Source organism: Inquilinus limosus MP06 (assembly GCF_000767795.1).
GTDB lineage: Bacteria > Pseudomonadota > Alphaproteobacteria > DSM-16000 > Inquilinaceae > Inquilinus > Inquilinus limosus_E.
In genome coordinates this window covers 1-14,922 of sequence record NZ_JANX01000100.1, presented here as the reverse complement: position 1 = coordinate 14,922, position 14,922 = coordinate 1, and the positions used below count along the sequence as shown (strand labels likewise).

At 68.7% G+C, this 14,922-nt stretch carries 15 protein-coding genes; 6 read left to right on the top strand and 9 right to left on the bottom strand.

All coding sequences use genetic code 11. The features are described from left to right. Positions 1-192: hypothetical protein (locus tag P409_RS40680; RefSeq protein WP_238578646.1), on the top strand; the 192-nt coding region annotated here is incomplete at its 5' end. Positions 193-453: 261 nt separating this feature from the next. Beyond that, entirely contained in the window at positions 454-1,488 is a 1,035-nt protein-coding gene (locus tag P409_RS10835; RefSeq protein WP_081991418.1) for a calcium-binding protein, read from the top strand. A gap of 77 nt (positions 1,489-1,565) precedes the next feature. On the opposite strand, the gene yghU is transcribed toward P409_RS10835, so the two are convergent. The 8 genes from yghU to P409_RS10795 form a co-directional block, all read right to left on the bottom strand. Beyond that, a complete protein-coding gene (gene yghU, locus P409_RS10830; RefSeq protein WP_034835374.1) occupies positions 1,566-2,444 on the bottom strand; it encodes a glutathione-dependent disulfide-bond oxidoreductase in 879 nt (292 codons plus the stop codon). Positions 2,445-2,549: 105 nt separating this feature from the next. Next, positions 2,550-3,113, bottom strand: coding sequence for a hypothetical protein (locus P409_RS10825; protein WP_034835372.1), 564 nt, complete (start codon positions 3,111-3,113; stop codon positions 2,550-2,552). Continuing rightward, positions 3,110-3,379 (bottom strand): hypothetical protein, encoded by a 270-nt coding sequence (locus tag P409_RS10820; RefSeq protein ID WP_034835370.1) that lies wholly within the window; start codon positions 3,377-3,379, stop codon positions 3,110-3,112. The genes P409_RS10825 and P409_RS10820 overlap by 4 nt, the downstream gene beginning before the upstream one ends. After that, complete coding sequence (locus P409_RS10815) at positions 3,376-3,594, bottom strand: hypothetical protein (RefSeq protein ID WP_152613325.1); 219 nt, start codon at positions 3,592-3,594, stop codon at positions 3,376-3,378. The genes P409_RS10820 and P409_RS10815 overlap by 4 nt, the downstream gene beginning before the upstream one ends. Before the next feature lie 10 nt (positions 3,595-3,604). Further along, on the bottom strand, positions 3,605-4,759 hold the full coding sequence (gene rlmN, locus P409_RS10810; RefSeq protein WP_034835367.1) for a 23S rRNA (adenine(2503)-C(2))-methyltransferase RlmN: 1,155 nt from the start codon (positions 4,757-4,759) through the stop codon (positions 3,605-3,607). A 106-nt stretch (positions 4,760-4,865) separates the two neighbouring features. After that, on the bottom strand, positions 4,866-5,402 hold the full coding sequence (locus P409_RS10805; RefSeq protein ID WP_052120368.1) for an invasion associated locus B family protein: 537 nt from the start codon (positions 5,400-5,402) through the stop codon (positions 4,866-4,868). A 368-nt stretch (positions 5,403-5,770) separates the two neighbouring features. Next, positions 5,771-6,244 carry a hypothetical protein gene (locus P409_RS10800; RefSeq protein ID WP_152613324.1) on the bottom strand — a complete coding sequence of 158 codons (474 nt, stop codon included), beginning with the start codon at positions 6,242-6,244 and terminating at the stop codon, positions 5,771-5,773. Between the two features lie 128 nt (positions 6,245-6,372). Beyond that, positions 6,373-9,282 carry a beta strand repeat-containing protein gene (locus P409_RS10795; protein ID WP_052120366.1) on the bottom strand — a complete coding sequence of 970 codons (2,910 nt, stop codon included), beginning with the start codon at positions 9,280-9,282 and terminating at the stop codon, positions 6,373-6,375. A gap of 403 nt (positions 9,283-9,685) precedes the next feature. Here P409_RS10795 and P409_RS38810 point away from each other — a divergent pair, with 403 nt between their 5' ends. Together P409_RS38810 and P409_RS10790 are read left to right on the top strand one after the other, a co-directional pair. Then, positions 9,686-9,847, top strand: coding sequence for a hypothetical protein (locus tag P409_RS38810; RefSeq protein WP_161790374.1), 162 nt, complete (start codon positions 9,686-9,688; stop codon positions 9,845-9,847). Positions 9,848-10,233: 386 nt separating this feature from the next. Beyond that, positions 10,234-11,406, top strand: coding sequence for a LacI family DNA-binding transcriptional regulator (locus P409_RS10790; protein ID WP_202964631.1), 1,173 nt, complete (start codon positions 10,234-10,236; stop codon positions 11,404-11,406). Here the strand turns inward: P409_RS10790 and P409_RS10785 are convergent. Further along, positions 11,354-11,845 carry an MmcB family DNA repair protein gene (locus P409_RS10785; protein WP_238578645.1) on the bottom strand — a complete coding sequence of 164 codons (492 nt, stop codon included), beginning with the start codon at positions 11,843-11,845 and terminating at the stop codon, positions 11,354-11,356. The two genes, P409_RS10790 and P409_RS10785, sit on opposite strands and share 53 nt — an antisense overlap. Before the next feature lie 284 nt (positions 11,846-12,129). Here P409_RS10785 and P409_RS10780 point away from each other — a divergent pair, with 284 nt between their 5' ends. Together P409_RS10780 and P409_RS10775 are read left to right on the top strand one after the other, a co-directional pair. Further along, positions 12,130-13,929, top strand: coding sequence for a type I secretion system permease/ATPase (locus P409_RS10780; RefSeq protein WP_052120364.1), 1,800 nt, complete (start codon positions 12,130-12,132; stop codon positions 13,927-13,929). Continuing rightward, positions 13,850-14,922, top strand: a 1,073-nt coding sequence (locus tag P409_RS10775; protein WP_034835359.1) for an HlyD family type I secretion periplasmic adaptor subunit, incomplete at its 3' end; no start/stop codon positions are given. The genes P409_RS10780 and P409_RS10775, both read left to right, overlap by 80 nt.

The window sequence follows — 14,922 nt, the reverse complement described above, 5'->3', positions numbered from 1 at the left end:
GAGGCCGTCGGGGCGGGATCGCCGGCCCGGGCGGCGATGGCCGGTCGCCGCGCCGGCGCCGCCCGGGCCCCGGCACCGGTGGGCACAGATTTCGAAACGCCCGGCCTTCCCGAATCCTCTATCTCAGCGCTGATTCTGATTTCAGTGCCGAATCGTCAAACCACGCAGCAGATCTTTAAGATTCGACTGTGACAAATTTGAACCGCAATACCCGACATTTTCAGAGATCAAATTTTAGGCAGATTTGATTTCGATGCTCCCGAGGCTATGTCTCCTGCGGCATACAGGATTTTAATCGTTCATTCACAAAATGCTCCCGGCATTTCCATCAGCTTCCACAGCGAACCCTGAGTGTAGACACAAGGGAAATCTTGTGATGATTCATGCAACGGTCACGATTCTGAGTATTATGCCTTAGGGCATAAGGTTTCCCGCATAAAGGAGTAATCAGTCATGCCAAATCCTATCCTGGGCGGACTGGGCGACGACATCCTTGTCGGTGGCACCGGTGACGATCTGATCATCGATCCCTGGGGCAATGACCGGATCAATGGTGATCTGGGCAACGACACGATCCTGGCAGGCGAAGGCAACGACGTCGCCAAGGGTGGCGGCGGCCTCGACAACATCGACGGCGGCTCGGGCAACGATCTGATCCGCGGCGACGACGGCAACGATATCCTCACGGGCAATCTCGGCGACGACACCGTCCGCGGCGGCAGCGGCGAGGACCACATCAACGGCGACCAGGGCAACGACACCCTCTACGGTGACGACGGTAACGACTTCATCTTCGGCGGCCAGAACATCGACCATCTCTATGGCGGCGCCGGCAACGACCATCTCTTCGGCAGCGAGGGCAACGATGCCCTCCATGGCGGCCTGGGCGACGACGTCCTCGCCGGCGACAACGGCCGCAACACGCCGCGCACCGATGTCGGCGAGGGCAATGATAAGCTCTACGGCGACTCCGGCAACGACACCCTCATCAGCGGCGACGGCAGGGACTATCTGACCGGCGGCGCCGGCGACGACACCTTCCTGTTCCGTTTCCACGATCCGAAGTTCGGCTCGATCCAGGGCTTCACCACCGTCACCGACTTCGACGCGGCGCACGACAAGTTCGCCTTCGACGCGAAGGGCATCGGCACCGACGGCGCCGGCGCGAACTTCGTCAACCACGCCAGCGGCGGGTCGGGCAGCGCGGTCGACACCTTCTACAGCGGTGCGGCCTCGGGCGCGAATGGCGAGCATGTGGTCGTGGTCACCGACCAGAGCTTCGCCTCGGGCTCCGCTGCCGCGCAGGGCATCTCCGGCGAGGCCGCCGGCGACATCATCGCCTACTACGACAGCAAGACCGGCACCGCGAACCTGGCCTATGTCACCTCGGCCAACCATGCGGACGTGTTCGCCGAGCTGAGCAATGTGCACAGCGTGGACGATCTCGCCGCGCTGCACCTGACGGCATCGGACTTCACCTTCGTCTGATCCGACAGGCCTTTACGGGACCGCGCCCCGCCTTCACGGCGGGGCGCTTCCTTTTTGGGCCTCCCCTACCCCGCGGCTCAGCCCCGGGCCGCCAGCTTGTCCTGGGTCCGGGTCTCGAAGTCGCTGGCGTCGTGGCGCTCATGCAGCTGCTCGGACGGATCGCCGGACAGCCGGTTGACGATGCGGCCGCGCTTCACCGCCGGCCGGGCGTCGATCGCCTTGGCCCAGCGCTGCACGTTCCTGTAGCTCGCCAGGTCGAGGAACTCGTCGGCGCGGGTGTAGGACCGGCCGAGCGCCAGGCCGCCGAACCAGGGCCAGCAGGCCATGTCGGCGATGGTGTAGTCGCCGCCGGCCACGTACTCGCTCTCGCCCAGCCGCCGGTCGAGCACGTCGAACAGGCGCTTGGCCTCCATCGAATAGCGGTTGATCGCGTATTCGATCTTCACCGGGGCATAGACGAAGAAGTGGCCGAAGCCGCCGCCGAGGAAGGGGGCACTGCCCATCTGCCAGAACAGCCAGGACAGCGTCTCGGCGCGGGCCGGGCCGGATTCCGGCAGGAACGCCCCGAACTTCTCGGCCAGATGCATCAGGATGGCGCCGGATTCGAACACCCGCACCGGGGCCGGGCCGCTGCGGTCGACCAGCGCCGGGATCTTCGAGTTCGGGTTGGCATCGACGAAACCGCTGCCGAACTGGTCGCCGTCGCCGATGCGGATCGGCCAGGCGTCGTATTCGGCGCCGCTGTGGCCGGCGGCCAGCAGCTCCTCGAACAGGATCGTGACCTTCTGGCCGTTCGGCGTCGCCAGCGAGTAGAGCTGGAACGGGTGGCGGCCGACCGGCAGGTCCTTGTCATGCGTCGGCCCGGCGATCGGGCGGTTGATGCTGGCGAACTGGCCGCCGCTCGCCTTGTCCCAGGTCCAGACCTTCGGCGGCACGTAGTCGGTGGAATCACTCATGCTCTTGGCTCCCGGTGGGGCGGAGAGGGAATCACGGGCGTTCGATAGAGCCTCGACCCTAGACCCCGATCGCCGCGGAATGAAGCGATTCCGTTGCCATCGCGTTCATGATCCGGGTTTGTTCCGTTCGCAGGGCGACCGCGGCGCGCGATCGGCGGCGGTGTAGCGCAGCAGGAGGCGCTGCAGCCGGCCGCGGCTGCCGTCGGCGGAGAAGTCGACCGCGGTCAGCGCCACCTGGGCCGAGGGGAAGCGCCACAGCCGCGTCACCAGGCCGGACTCGACGACGCAGCTCTCGGCCGGCGGCCCCAGCCGGGCGTGCAGGTCGTTGACGAAGGATTGCAGCTCCGACGGCCCGGGGATCGGCGAGCGCCGCTCGAACAGGATCTGGACCAGCCGCCCGTCCTGCCGCGCCAGCTCCGGCACCAGGTCGAAGGCGATGCCGCCGACCACCACGTCCCGCACCATGCGCTCGGCATAGAGCGGGCCGAAGTCCCAGGGCGGCGACAGGGGCACGGCCTGCGGCAGGGCGGCGTCGACCTGCTGCGCGGTCATGCCCCAGGTCAGGCCGTTCCAGCCGCGGATGTCGGTCTCGGCGGCAAAGGCATGGGACGAGAGGAAAAGCCAAGCCAGGGCCGGCGCGAGAGCCAGGCCGAGGCGCCGGCGCCTCATCCCCGGTGCACGATGTGCGGCCGCTGCCCGTCGATGCGCGGCCAGCGGATGAAGGCGATGACCCAGAGCACGATGACGTCGAGATAGGGCACCAGCAGCAGGATCGACCACAGCGGCGTCACCCGCGCCTTGACCAGCGCATAGGCGGCGAAGCTCATCAGCAGCACGATGTAGATGCCGATGACCAGGTTGGTGCCCCAATGCGGCAGGTCCCCCATCCAGCCGGGGCCATAGATCCGGGACAGGGCCTCGAGCACGTCGCTCACCGCTTGCCCTCCCCCAGCGCCAGGATCGACGGCCAGCGCCGGAACAGCAGCACGGCGAAGACCAGCATGACGCCGACATGCGGCACCAGGGCCAGGAGCGCCCAGCCGCGGGCCAGGCCGGCCCGGGCCAGCATGCGGGCCAGGGCCGGCATCGCCAGCAGGGCGAAGAGCAGCGCCCAGGCGCCCGGGGTCTGGAAGAATTCGGCGAGGGTCATGCGCGGCGGATCAGTGGACGGCGGCCGCGGCAGCCGGGGCGGCAGCACGGGCCGAGGCGCGCTGGCGCACGCTGTCCGACTTCAGCTGGCCGCAGGCGGCGAGGATGTCGCTGCCGCGCGGCGTCCGGATCGGGCTGGCATAGCCGGCCTCCATCAGGATGTCGGCGAAGCGGTCGATCGCCTCCGGCGTCGAGCATTCGAAGGGCGCGCCCGGCCAGGGGTTGAAGGGAATCAGGTTCATCTTCGCTGGGATGCCCTTGAGGATGCGCACCAGTTGGCGCGCATCGGCCGGGGTGTCGTTGACGTCCTTCAGCATCACGTATTCGAAGGTGATGCGCCGGGCATTGTTGACGCCGGGGTATTCGCGGCAGGCGTCCAAGAGCTCCTTGACCGGGTACTTCCTGTTGATCGGCACGATCTGGTCGCGCAGCTCGTCGGTCACGGCGTGCAGCGACACCGCCAGGTTCACGCCCAGCTCCTCGCCGCAGCGCTTCATCATCGGCACCACGCCGGCGGTCGAGAGCGTGATGCGGCGGCGCGACAGGGCGATGCCCTCCGGGTCCATCACCAGCTTCAGCGCACGCTTGACGTTCTCGAAATTGTAGAGGGGCTCGCCCATGCCCATCATGACGATGTTGGTGAGCCGGCGGTCATCCCCTTCCCGCCCCCAATCCTCCAGGATGTCGCGGGCCAGCATGACCTGGCCGACGATCTCCGAGGCTTCGAGGTTGCGGACCAGGCGCTGGGTGCCGGTGTGGCAGAACTTGCAGGTCAGGGTGCATCCGACCTGGGAGGAGACGCAGAGCGTGCCGCGATCCTCCTCCGGGATGTGCACGGATTCGATCTCCTGCCCGTCTTCCATCCGGGCCAGCCACTTCTTGGTGCCGTCGAACGAGTCCTGCTGCCGCACCACCTGCAGCCGGTCGAGGGCGAAGCCGTCCGCCAGCTTGGCGCGCAGGCCCTTGGCCAGGTCGCTCATCGCCTGGAAATCGGTGGCGCCGCGCTTGTACATCCAGCCGAACAGCTGGCGCGCGCGGAACGCCGGCTCGCCCAAGGTCGCCAGCGTCTCCGCCAGCTCGGCTCGGTCGAGGCCGACCAGGTTGATACGGCCGTCGGCGCGGGGCGCGGGCGGCGCGAAGGTGGTGGCGTGCGTTTCGATACCCATGGGACCTCCGGAAGGCCCAGAAATGGCGATGGCCCCTCCCATCCGGAAGGGGCCGGGCCGTTTTACATCAACAGCGGCGGCCTGGCGACCGCCGGGGACGCTGCGGTCAGGCGCCGCAGGCCTTGGCGATCTCGCCCAGCGCCGCCGAGATGCCGGCGAGGGAGAAGGTGTAGTTGGTGCCGGTGCCGCGCGAGGAGGTGGCCTTGACCGTCATGGTCGACCCGCCCTTCATCGCCGCAACCAGCGCATCGTCCGCCGCCGCATCGCGCGACCAGGCGGTGTTGCCGTCGGTGAACAGCTGGAAGTTCTTGCCGCCGATGGTGGCGGTGACGTCGGCGCCCTGCTTCAGCGTGTAGCCGACCTGCAGGCTGACGACGTTCTTCTGCTTCTCCGCCGGCCGGTTGGTGACCAGGATGAACACGTCGCCATGGCGGACATTGGCCGGCTCGGCCTTGGTCGGCTTCGAGGCGATGTAGCAGGCCTTGCCGCCGTTCTCGGTGAACTGGAAGGCGTGCCAGTCGCGGCTGGAGGAGATGTACTGCACATTCTGCGCCGAGGCCGTTCCCGGCACGGCGACACCGGCGGCCACGGCGAGGCCGGCCAGGGCACCGAGGACAAGATTGCGAGGACGGGTTCTCAGCATAGCGCCACTCTGATTCGGGGTTGCAGGCTGGACGACTCGGCCCGAGGCGACCCCACGACATACATGGAATTGTGCGCGACGGGAACCACCCGAACGCATACCGGATTGTTATTCCCGTCCTATCGCCGCCCGGGCGCAGCCGGACGCGTCCCGCCCCGGCCTCGCCCCCTCACCCAGAGGCACAAGCGCCTCCGACCTCTCCCGCAAGCAGGAAAGGCAAAACTATCTGGTCCTGGCATCTGACTCTGCAACCCACACCGTCATTGCGAGCGCAGCAAAGCAATCCATGCAGCAGCATGAGCGGATCGATGGATTGCCTCGTCGGCTGCGCCTCCTCGCAACGACGGTGAAGGGAGGCGACGCAGCGATCAACTGCTGTCCGGTTTCGACGGCGGCGACAGGGGCAGCCCAGCGGCAGAGTCGTCGAGCGGGCGAGGCCGATCCTCCGCTGGCTCGGGCTCGGCGGTCTCCGCCACGACCTCGACGGTCACCGCCTCATCCGCCCATCCCGGCGGCAGCCAGGACGGGTCGGGCGGGAAGCCAATCTTCCGGCTCACCTCGCGCACGAATTCCTCCGGCGACAGCAGGTCCAGCCGCACGTCCAGGATCTCGTCCTCGGCGAGCTTCTCCCACACCGGCGACCGGACGCACTCGGCGTCTTCCGGCTCCGCCGGTCTGGCGATCGCCTTCACCGCGATCTCGGCCACCTGCTCGCGCTTCGCCCGCCGCCGCTCCTGCTCGCCCGACGCGATCCGCTTTTCCTTGCGCAGCAGGTAGTCGGCCCGGATCCGCTCGGTCATCGCGATCGACAGCCGCACCGAGCGCGCCAGCCGCGATTGCATCAACGGAAAGTCCGCTGCGCCTCATTCATAGAACGTATCATGAACGATACGCGGCCGGCCGGCAACGAACATTGTGTTTGCACGAAACCGGAGGGCCGGGCGCCCGTGACGCCCGGCCCCTGGGAACGCTACAGCACGAAATCCGCCGCCGTCAGGGCGTGGTCGGAGAGGACGGTGATGATCGAATCCGGGCTCTTGTCGCCATTGATGTCGAGATAGACGCCCTGGCGGCCATCGCCGAAATCCACAACCCGCAGCTCGCCCGCCGTGCCGGTGAAGCCACCGGTGCCGAAGGTGAAGGCGGTGTCGCCGTTCGTCGCGCTGGCGTCGGCGTCGATCCGGGACAGGTCGATCCGGTCGCCCGCGGTGAAATCGGCGATCGTGTCCTTGCCGCTGGCCGCCACGGTGCTGTCGTCCACATCGGCATAGATGAAGGTGTCGTTGCCGGCGCCGCCCTTGAGCAGATCCGCCCCGCCGAAGCCGGCGAGCTGGTCGTCCCCGCCCCCGCCCCAGAGGGTGTTGGCGCCGAGATCGCCGCCGAGATTGTCGGCGAAGGCGGAGCCCATCACCTGCTCGATCCCGGTCAGGGTGTCGCCCGCGGCGTCGCCGCCGGTGCCGGTGCCGCCTGCGAGGTCGACCGTCACCCCGGACCCCGATCCCGCGTAGCTGGCGGTGTCCACCCCGGCCCCGCCGGCGATGGTGTCGGCGCCGGCCCCGGCCTCGATGAAGTCGTGGCCGTCGCCGCCGTCGATCTGGTCGTTGCCGGCGCCGCCGGTGACCGTGTCGTCGCCGGTCTCGCCGAAGACCACGTCATTCTCGCTGCCGGCATCGACCGAGTCGTTGCCCACGCCGCCATGGATGGTGTCGATGCCGGCGCCGCCGACGAGCCGGTCGTTGCCGTCGCCGCCGTCGAGATTGTCGTCGCCCGCCTCGCCCGATAGGCTGTCGTCGCCGCCATTGCCGATGATGGTGTCGTCGCCCAGTTCGCCGCCGATGATGTTGCGGCCGTTGTCGCCGGTCAGATGGTCGTCGTTGCTGGAACCGTAGAGGTTCTCGATGCCGGTCAGGACGTCGCCATCCGCATCGCCGCCCGAGGCGGTACTGGCCAGCAGGTCGATCGTCACACCCGCGGCCGAGCCCTGGTAGTTGGCGAAGTCCGACCCGTCGCCGCCGATCAGCTGGTCCGCCCCCGCCCCGCCGCGGAGCGTGTCGTCGCCGGCGCCGCCGTCGATCACATTGGCGTCGGCGCTGCCGTAGAGATGGTCGGTGAAGGCGGAGCCGGTGAGGTTCTCGATGCTGCTGAGCGTGTCGCCCTCGGCGTCGCCGCCCGAGGCGGTGCCGGCCGAGAGGTCGACCGTGACCCCCGCTGCCGAGGCCGAATAGGTCGCCCGGTCGATGCCGTCGCCGCCGTCGAGGACATCGGCGCCTGCGAAGCCGCCGAGGATGTCGTCCCCGGCGCCGCCGGTGAGCGTGTTCGCGTCTCCGTCGCCGATCAGCGTGTCGTCGAAGGCCGAGCCGATGAGGTTCTCGATGTTGGTGAGCATGTCGCCCTCGGCGTCACCGCCCGAGGCGGTGCCGTCCGCCAGGTTGACCGCCACCCCCGCGGCTGATGCGCCGTAGTCGGCCGTGTCGATACCGGCACCGCCGTCGATGACGTCGGCCCCATCTTCCCCCGCGAGGAAGTCGTCGCCGTCGCCACCATCGATCTGATCGTCGCCGACGCTGCCAAAAAAGCTGTCGTTGCCGGCATCGCCGTAGAGCGTGTCGTTGCCGGCATCACCGAAGAACGTGTCGTTGCCGGCACCGCCGGCGAGCGTGTCGTTGCCGTCGTTGCCGACGAGCGCATTGGCGCCGTCATCGCCGGTCAGGACGTCATCGAAGGCCGAGCCGGCGAGATCCTCGATCCCCGTCAGCGTGTCGCCCTCGGCGTCGCCGCCCGAGGTGGTGCCGGTCGCCAGGTTGATGGTCACTGCCGTGGCCGAAAAGTCGTATTCGGCTATGTCGATGCCGTCGCCGCCATCGATCACGTCGGCGCCCGAGCCGCCAGTGATCCGGTCGTCGCCGAGATCGCCGCTGAGGACGTCGTTGCCGCCCTCGCCGCGGAGCACGTCGCCGCCGTCACCGCCGGCGAACGAATTGGCGCCGCCATCGCCGGTCAGGCGGTCGTCGAAGCCCGAGCCGGTGAGGTTCTCGATGTTGGTCAGCGTGTCGCCCTCGGCGTCGCCGCCCTCGCCGGTGCCGCTGGTCAGGTCGATCCTGACCCCGGCTGCCGAATTCGCGTAATACGCCGTGTCGATGCCGTCGCCGCCATCGAGCGCGTCGGCGCCATCGAGCCCCTGCAGGATGTCGTCGCCGGCGCCGCCGCCGAGAGTGTCGTTGCCCTGGTCGCCGTTGAGGGTATCGGTTCCCGCTCCGCCCTGCAGGGTGTCGTCGCCCTCGAAGCCGTGCAGCTGGTCGGCGCCGTCGCCGCCCGCCAGCACATTCACCAGCGCGTTGCCGCGGAGATTGTCGTCGAAGGCGCTGCCCGTGACGTTCTCGACATTGGTCAGGGTGTCGTCGCCGTCGCCGCCCCGGCCGGCCCCGGTCTGCAGATCGACCGCGACGGCCGCGGCCGCGTTGCCGTAGAAGGCGGTGTCGATGCCGTCGCCGCCGTCGAGCGCGTCCGTGCCCACGCCACCGTCCAGGATGTCGTTTCCGACGCCTCCGGCAAGGATGTCGTCGCCGTTGATGCCGCGCAGGACGTCGTCCCCGCCCCCACCCTGGAGGTTGTCGTTGCCGTCGAAGCCCCGCAGGATGTTGGCGTTGGCATCGCCGATCAGGGTGTCGGCGAACGCGCTGCCGTTCACGTTCTCGATGCTGTTATACGCATCGCCGGCGGCAAAGCCCCCGGATCCCGTGCCGGCCAGGAGATTGACGTTCACGGCGGCCGACGAGGTCTCGTAGGACACCGTGTCGTTGCCGGCCAAGCCGTTATAGGTATCGGCGGAATTCAAGCCGTCGAACAGATCATCACCGGCGGTTCCGTTGATGACAGCCATGATATGTCCCCTCCTTCGAGGTCAGCGCAGGACCAGGTCCGCGCTTCGCCGGAGGCGGACGCAGCCCTGTGCTCTCTCGCAATGGTATGATTGGTTCGGTCCCACCGGCGCAGGTGGCGTATGCGCGGAAATCCGCTCCTCGGAAATGGAGGACGCAATAAAAGTGCCAAGCAGATAGGATGGAATCCCCTATCGCGACAATTCATCGGCAAAAACCGAGAAGGCGGCAAGAAGTTTTTTTCGTCCCCTTCGGAAATTTTGGAACCTTCGGCCCGGAGCGAAGAACTCCCGGAAAAGGCGGCGTCGGCCGAGCCGGTCCCGAATTATTGTATTTGATTGTTATTTGATAAACATCAGATATGAGATGCCAGGCGCTCCGAGAGGGAGCGCCGGCCGAGGACCATTGCAGCACGAGATCCTCCGCCGTCAGGGCGTGGTCGGCATAGACCGTGATGATCGCGTCCGGCACCTTGTCGCCGGTGGTCTCGAGATGGACGCCCTGGCGGCCGTGGCGTCGATCGCCGACAGGTCGATCTTGTCGCCCGGGGCGAAGTCGACGATCTAGTTCTTGCCGGCCGCCGCCACGGTGCTGTTGCCGATCGCGGCACAGGCGAAGCTGTCGTTGCCGCGCAACCCTTCAGCATGTCGTTGCCGGGGCTGCATGCAGCCGGTTGTCGCCGGTGAGCGTGTCGTCGAACGCGCTGCGGGAGACATTCTCGATGCCCTGCCCGAGCCAGGCGACGCGAGGCGGCAATCGATTGCCGCACGATGGCAACGTTACCCTGCTTTTCAACCGCTTTTTAGCGGGTCTAATGGAGGCTTTCGATCAGCCATTTGGCTGCCGGCCTCGCCGCGACGACGCTCTGTCATCGCGGCGAGGGATGGCGGCAGGAAAGAGTGTATAGGACTATGGGCAAGCGCCCGATGGGTCGTGAGGCTTTCAGTCCTCTCATGCGCGACGTCGCACGGCTGGCGGGCGTCGCCACCTCGACCGTCAGCCGCGCCCTCGCCCGTCCCGGCCGGGTCAACGAGGCGACACGCCGCCGGATCCTGGCGGCAGCCGAGCAGCTCGGCTACGTCCCCAATGCCGCCGCCCGGAATCTGCGGGTCGGCGCGTCCAACATCATCATGGCGGTGCTGTCGGAGCCCGCGATCGCCAACGGCGCCTCTCAGGTCGTCCCCGAGGTGCTGCAGAGCGTCGCCGCGACCCTCTCGGACAACGGCTTCAACCTTCTGATCGCCGGCCGCAATCGTACCCCGGCAGAGGAGCAGCACATTCCCGACCTCGCGGTCGGCGGCATCGTCCGCGGCGCGATCCTGATCGGCGCCGCGGAGCTGCCGCCCCATGGCCGGCGGTCGCTCGTCAATGCCGGCATCCCGATCGTGTCGGTGCTGCAGGACCGCAGCGCGGCCGGGATTCCGAGCGTGATCGCCGATGACCGCAAGGCCATGCGCGAGGCGGTGCTGCAGCTGATCGGCCTGGGCCACCGGTCGTTCTTCTATATCGCCGGGCCGGCCGGCAGCTATCACGAGGCCGAGCGGTTCGGGGGGCTGGCCGAGGCGCTGGCAGCCGCCGGCCTGCCCGACCGGGCGGTGGTCCGCCATGGCGGCGGCCATGCGTTCCAGGACGGTTTCGAGAGCGGCGTCGACGCCGCTCGGGCCTGGCTGGCGCTGGCGCCGCGCCCCACCGCGGCCATCGCCTGCTGGGACGACGCCGCCATCGCCTTCATGAGCACGGTGCGGCCGCAGGGCGTGGCGGTGCCCGGCGACCTGTCGGTCCTGGGCTTCGACGGCGTCCCGGTCGGCGCCTTCTGCGAGCCCCCCCTGGCCACGCTGCGGCAGCCGACGGCCGAGCTCGGGCCAGGCCGCGGAGATCCTGTTGATGCTGCTGGACCGCGATGCCGCCGCCCCGCCGCTCAGGACGACGCTGCCGAACCAGCTGCTGCTGCGGGCCAGCACCACCGCCCCGAAGGCCGGCGGCCGCAGGCCCCGCCGCGCGCCCTGACGAGGCATCCGCCGCAGGCGAGCCCCCGACGCCAGGGTCTGATGCAACAGGCCGGATGCAGCCGGGTCAGATCGCGCCGGTGCCGCGCCAGCCGACCAGCGCGCCCTCATCCTCCATGAGGTGCAGGCGCTGCGCCGCGACCCGGCCGAACTCCAGCACCAGCGCCTTGCGCCGGGGCGGCGGCAGGCGGTGCTCCGGCGGCGGCCGCAGCAGCACGGCGTCGAAGCCGTCGGCGACGATCAGCCCGCATTCCGGCCCGATCAGCTCCTGCGGGAAATCCTCCGGCACGGCGAAGCAGAACCGGTCGCAATAGGCGGCGTAGTTCTGCCACTTGCGGTCGCCGCGGAAATCGGCGACCGAGACCTTGACCTCGACCAGGATGATGCCGCCGGCCCCGTCGACCGCGAAGACATCGGCGCGGCGGCCGTCGGGCAGCCCGAACTCCGCCACGCTGGCCTGGCCGGCGGCGGCGAGCCAGCGGCGCACCCCGCGCGTGACCTGCGCCGTCTGCAGCCGGGCCAGGGAGTCCATCTGGGCGGAGTTGCTTCTTTGTTCCATGCGAGGCCATCCTAGACTCCATCCGGGCCCGGCGCCAAGCGAGAAGGATCAGTCGCGAAATCGTCAGAATTTTGCCATGCCCCTCGCTGAATCTGTCGGGACAATAGGTGTTGCCTGTGACACAGTTACAAAGTCAGGAATGAATTATTCAATTACGCGTCCTCAGGGGGACCCAGTTCGCTTTCCGGTAGCGGGGCGGTCTGCTTCTCGATCAGTATACGACGGTATATAAAGTCGGTCACAGGGCGGTGGCGCCAGGCAGGCCGACGAGGGGAAAAGACATTATGGCGAAGACAGATGTGACACCGCCGAGCGCCGCCCGCCAGGCCCTTTTGTCGGTCAGGCCGTGGTTCCTGGTGGCGGGCGGGTTCAGCTTCGTCATCAACCTGCTGGTGATGGTGTCGCCGCTCTATTCCTACCAGCTGTTCGACCGTGTGCTGGGCAGCGCCCATGTCGAGACGCTGGTGTTCCTGACCCTGATCGCCGCCTTCGCCTTCATCATCCTGGGCTGGCTCGACGGGCTGCGCTCGGCGCTGCTGGCCCGGATCGGCACCCGGTTCGAGCGGAAGCTGGCCGGCACCCTGGTCGAGACCGGGGTGAACGGCGCCGTGCTGGGCGCGCCGGTGGGCGGCCAGGCGCTGCGCGACCTGTCGCAGATCCGCGCCTTCATCGGCGGCCCGTCGATCGGCCCGCTGTTCGACGCCCCCTGGGCGCCGGTCTTCATTGTCGTCATGTTCCTGCTGCACTGGGCGCTGGGTGTCACCGCGCTGGTCTCCGCCGCCATCCTGTTCGGCCTGGCGCTGACCAACGAGAAGATGCTGCGCGGCCCGACCACCGACGCCAACAAGCTGCAGGTCGTGGCCCAGCGCCAGGCCGAGGGCGCCATCCGCAGCGCCGAGACCGTCCGCGCCATGGGCATGCTGCCGGCGCTGATGGGCCGCTGGCGCAAGGACGCCGAGGCGGCGCTGCAGGGGCAGGAGCGCAGCTCCGACCGGTCGGCGGTCATCGGCGGTTCCTCGAAATTCGTCCGCATCTTCGTGCAGAGCTTCGTGATGGGCGTCGGCGCCTATCTGCTGCTGCATGGCGAGCTGACCTCGGGCGGCATGATCGCCGGCTCGATGCTGCTGTCCCGCGCCCTGGCCCCGGTCGAGCAGGCGATCAGCTCCTGGCGCCAGTTCATCAGCGCCCGCCAGTCCTATGAATCGATCGAGAAGATCCTGACCGCCCTGCCGAAGCGCAAGGACGGGCTGACCCTGCCGCCGCCGTCGGGCAAGGTGCAGATCGACAAGCTGGTCTTCGTCGCGCCGCAGGGCAAGACGCCGATCATCAAGCGCGTCAGCTTCGAGATCGCGGCCGGCGAGGTGCTGGGCATGGTCGGCCCTTCCGCCTCGGGCAAGAGCACGCTGTGCCGCCTGCTGTGCGGCATCTACCCGCCGACCGACGGCGCGGTCCGCCTCGACGGCGCCGATCTCGGGCAATGGTCGCCCGAGACGCTGGGGCCGCATCTCGGCTACCTGCCGCAGGTGGTCGACATCTTCCCCGGTACGGTGGCCGAGAACATCGCCCGCATGGGCAAGGTCGACTCCGAGCAGGTGGTGGCGGCGGCCGAGCTGGCCGGCGTGCACGACATGATCGTGCGGCTGCCGCAGGGCTACGACACCCCGATCGGCGACGGCGGCGTGCCGCTGTCGGGCGGCCAGCGCCAGCGCGTCGGCCTGGCCCGCGCCGTGTTCGGCCAGCCCAAGCTGGTGGTGCTGGACGAGCCGAACTCCAACCTCGACGCGGATGGCGAGGCCGCGCTGATGGGCACGATCGCCGGGCTGAAGGCCAAGGGCACGACCGTGATCATCGTCGCCCACCGGCCGCAGATCCTGGCCGATGCCGACCGCCTCCTGGTGATGCGCGACGGCGAGATCGCCTTGCTTGGACCGCGGGCCGAGGTTCTGGCCCGCATCGCTGGACCACGTGCCGCCGACACCACGCCGGCGCCAAAGGGAACTGAAAATGTCGCTCACGCCTCAGGAGCCTGGACAGCCACTGCCGCCAGCCGTCCTCAGCAACCGCCTGCCCGCTCTGCCGGATGACACCGCCGAGACGCTGAAGCGCAACGCGTACGGCCTGAACCGCCTGAGCCTGATCGGCGGCGTCGTGATCGGCGTCTTCGTGTTCGGCTTCGGCGCCTGGGCCGCCGTCTCCCCGCTGGCCAGCGCCGCGATCGCCAACGGCGTCGTCAGCCCCGAGGGCAACCGGCGTACGGTGCAGCATCTCGAGGGCGGCATCATCCGCGAGCTGCTGGTCAAGGACGGCACCGAGGTCAAGGCCGGCGACACGCTGCTGGTGCTGGACGCCACGCGCGACCTGGCGACCTATGATTCCGTGCGCATGCAGCGCCTGGCGGACATGGCGGCCCTGGCCCGGCTCGACGCCGAGCAGTCCGGCGCGCCGGCGATCACCATGCCGGCCGAAGTGCTGGACGAGGCGGCGAAGAGCCCCGGCGCCGCGGCCCTGGTGCAGGCGCAGCAGGAGCAGTTCACCTCCCGCCGCGAGTCGATCAACGGCCAGAAATCGGTGCTGCAGCAGCGCGTCGAGCAGAGCCGCTCCGACATCGAGGGGCTGAAGGCCCAGATCACCTCGGCCGACACCCAGCTCGAGCTGATCCAGCAGGAGATCAACGGCGTCGCGCCGCTGGTGCAGAAGGGGCTGTATGAGCGGCCCCGGCTGCTGGCGCTGCAGCGCACCCAGGCCCAGATCGCCGGCCAGAAGGCGGCCGACACCTCCTCGATCGCCAAGGCCCAGCAGCTGATCGGCGAAAGCCAGATGCGGATGTTGGCGCTGGACAGCGACTTCCGCGACAAGATCGCAGAGGAGCGCGCGAACACCCAGAAGGAGCTGGCGCAGCTGGACGAGAAGCTGCGCTCCGCCGGCGACGTGGTCGGCCGCACCCGCATCCTGGCGCCGGTCGACGGCGTGGTGGTGAACCTGAAGTACCACACGCTCGGCGGCGTCATTCAGCCTGGCGCGCCGATCCTGGAGCTGGTGCCGAAGAACGACCGGCTGGTGATCGACGTGCAGGTGCA

What these genes read in the sequence shown, in the direction of transcription:
- P409_RS10835 (WP_081991418.1), top strand. Translation starts at nt 454, where the DNA reads ATGCCAAATCCTATCCTGGGCGGACTGGGCGACGACATCCTTGTCGGT.
- yghU (WP_034835374.1), bottom strand. Translation starts at nt 2,444, where the DNA reads ATGAGTGATTCCACCGACTACGTGCCGCCGAAGGTCTGGACCTGGGAC.
- P409_RS10825 (WP_034835372.1), bottom strand. Translation starts at nt 3,113, where the DNA reads ATGAGGCGCCGGCGCCTCGGCCTGGCTCTCGCGCCGGCCCTGGCTTGG.
- P409_RS10815 (WP_152613325.1), bottom strand. Translation starts at nt 3,594, where the DNA reads ATGACCCTCGCCGAATTCTTCCAGACCCCGGGCGCCTGGGCGCTGCTC.
- rlmN (WP_034835367.1), bottom strand. Translation starts at nt 4,759, where the DNA reads ATGGGTATCGAAACGCACGCCACCACCTTCGCGCCGCCCGCGCCCCGC.
- P409_RS10805 (WP_052120368.1), bottom strand. Translation starts at nt 5,402, where the DNA reads ATGCTGAGAACCCGTCCTCGCAATCTTGTCCTCGGTGCCCTGGCCGGC.
- P409_RS10800 (WP_152613324.1), bottom strand. Translation starts at nt 6,244, where the DNA reads ATGCAATCGCGGCTGGCGCGCTCGGTGCGGCTGTCGATCGCGATGACC.
- P409_RS10795 (WP_052120366.1), bottom strand. Translation starts at nt 9,282, where the DNA reads ATGGCTGTCATCAACGGAACCGCCGGTGATGATCTGTTCGACGGCTTG.
- P409_RS10790 (WP_202964631.1), top strand. Translation starts at nt 10,234, where the DNA reads ATGCGCGACGTCGCACGGCTGGCGGGCGTCGCCACCTCGACCGTCAGC.
- P409_RS10785 (WP_238578645.1), bottom strand. Translation starts at nt 11,845, where the DNA reads ATGGAACAAAGAAGCAACTCCGCCCAGATGGACTCCCTGGCCCGGCTG.
- P409_RS10780 (WP_052120364.1), top strand. Translation starts at nt 12,130, where the DNA reads ATGGCGAAGACAGATGTGACACCGCCGAGCGCCGCCCGCCAGGCCCTT.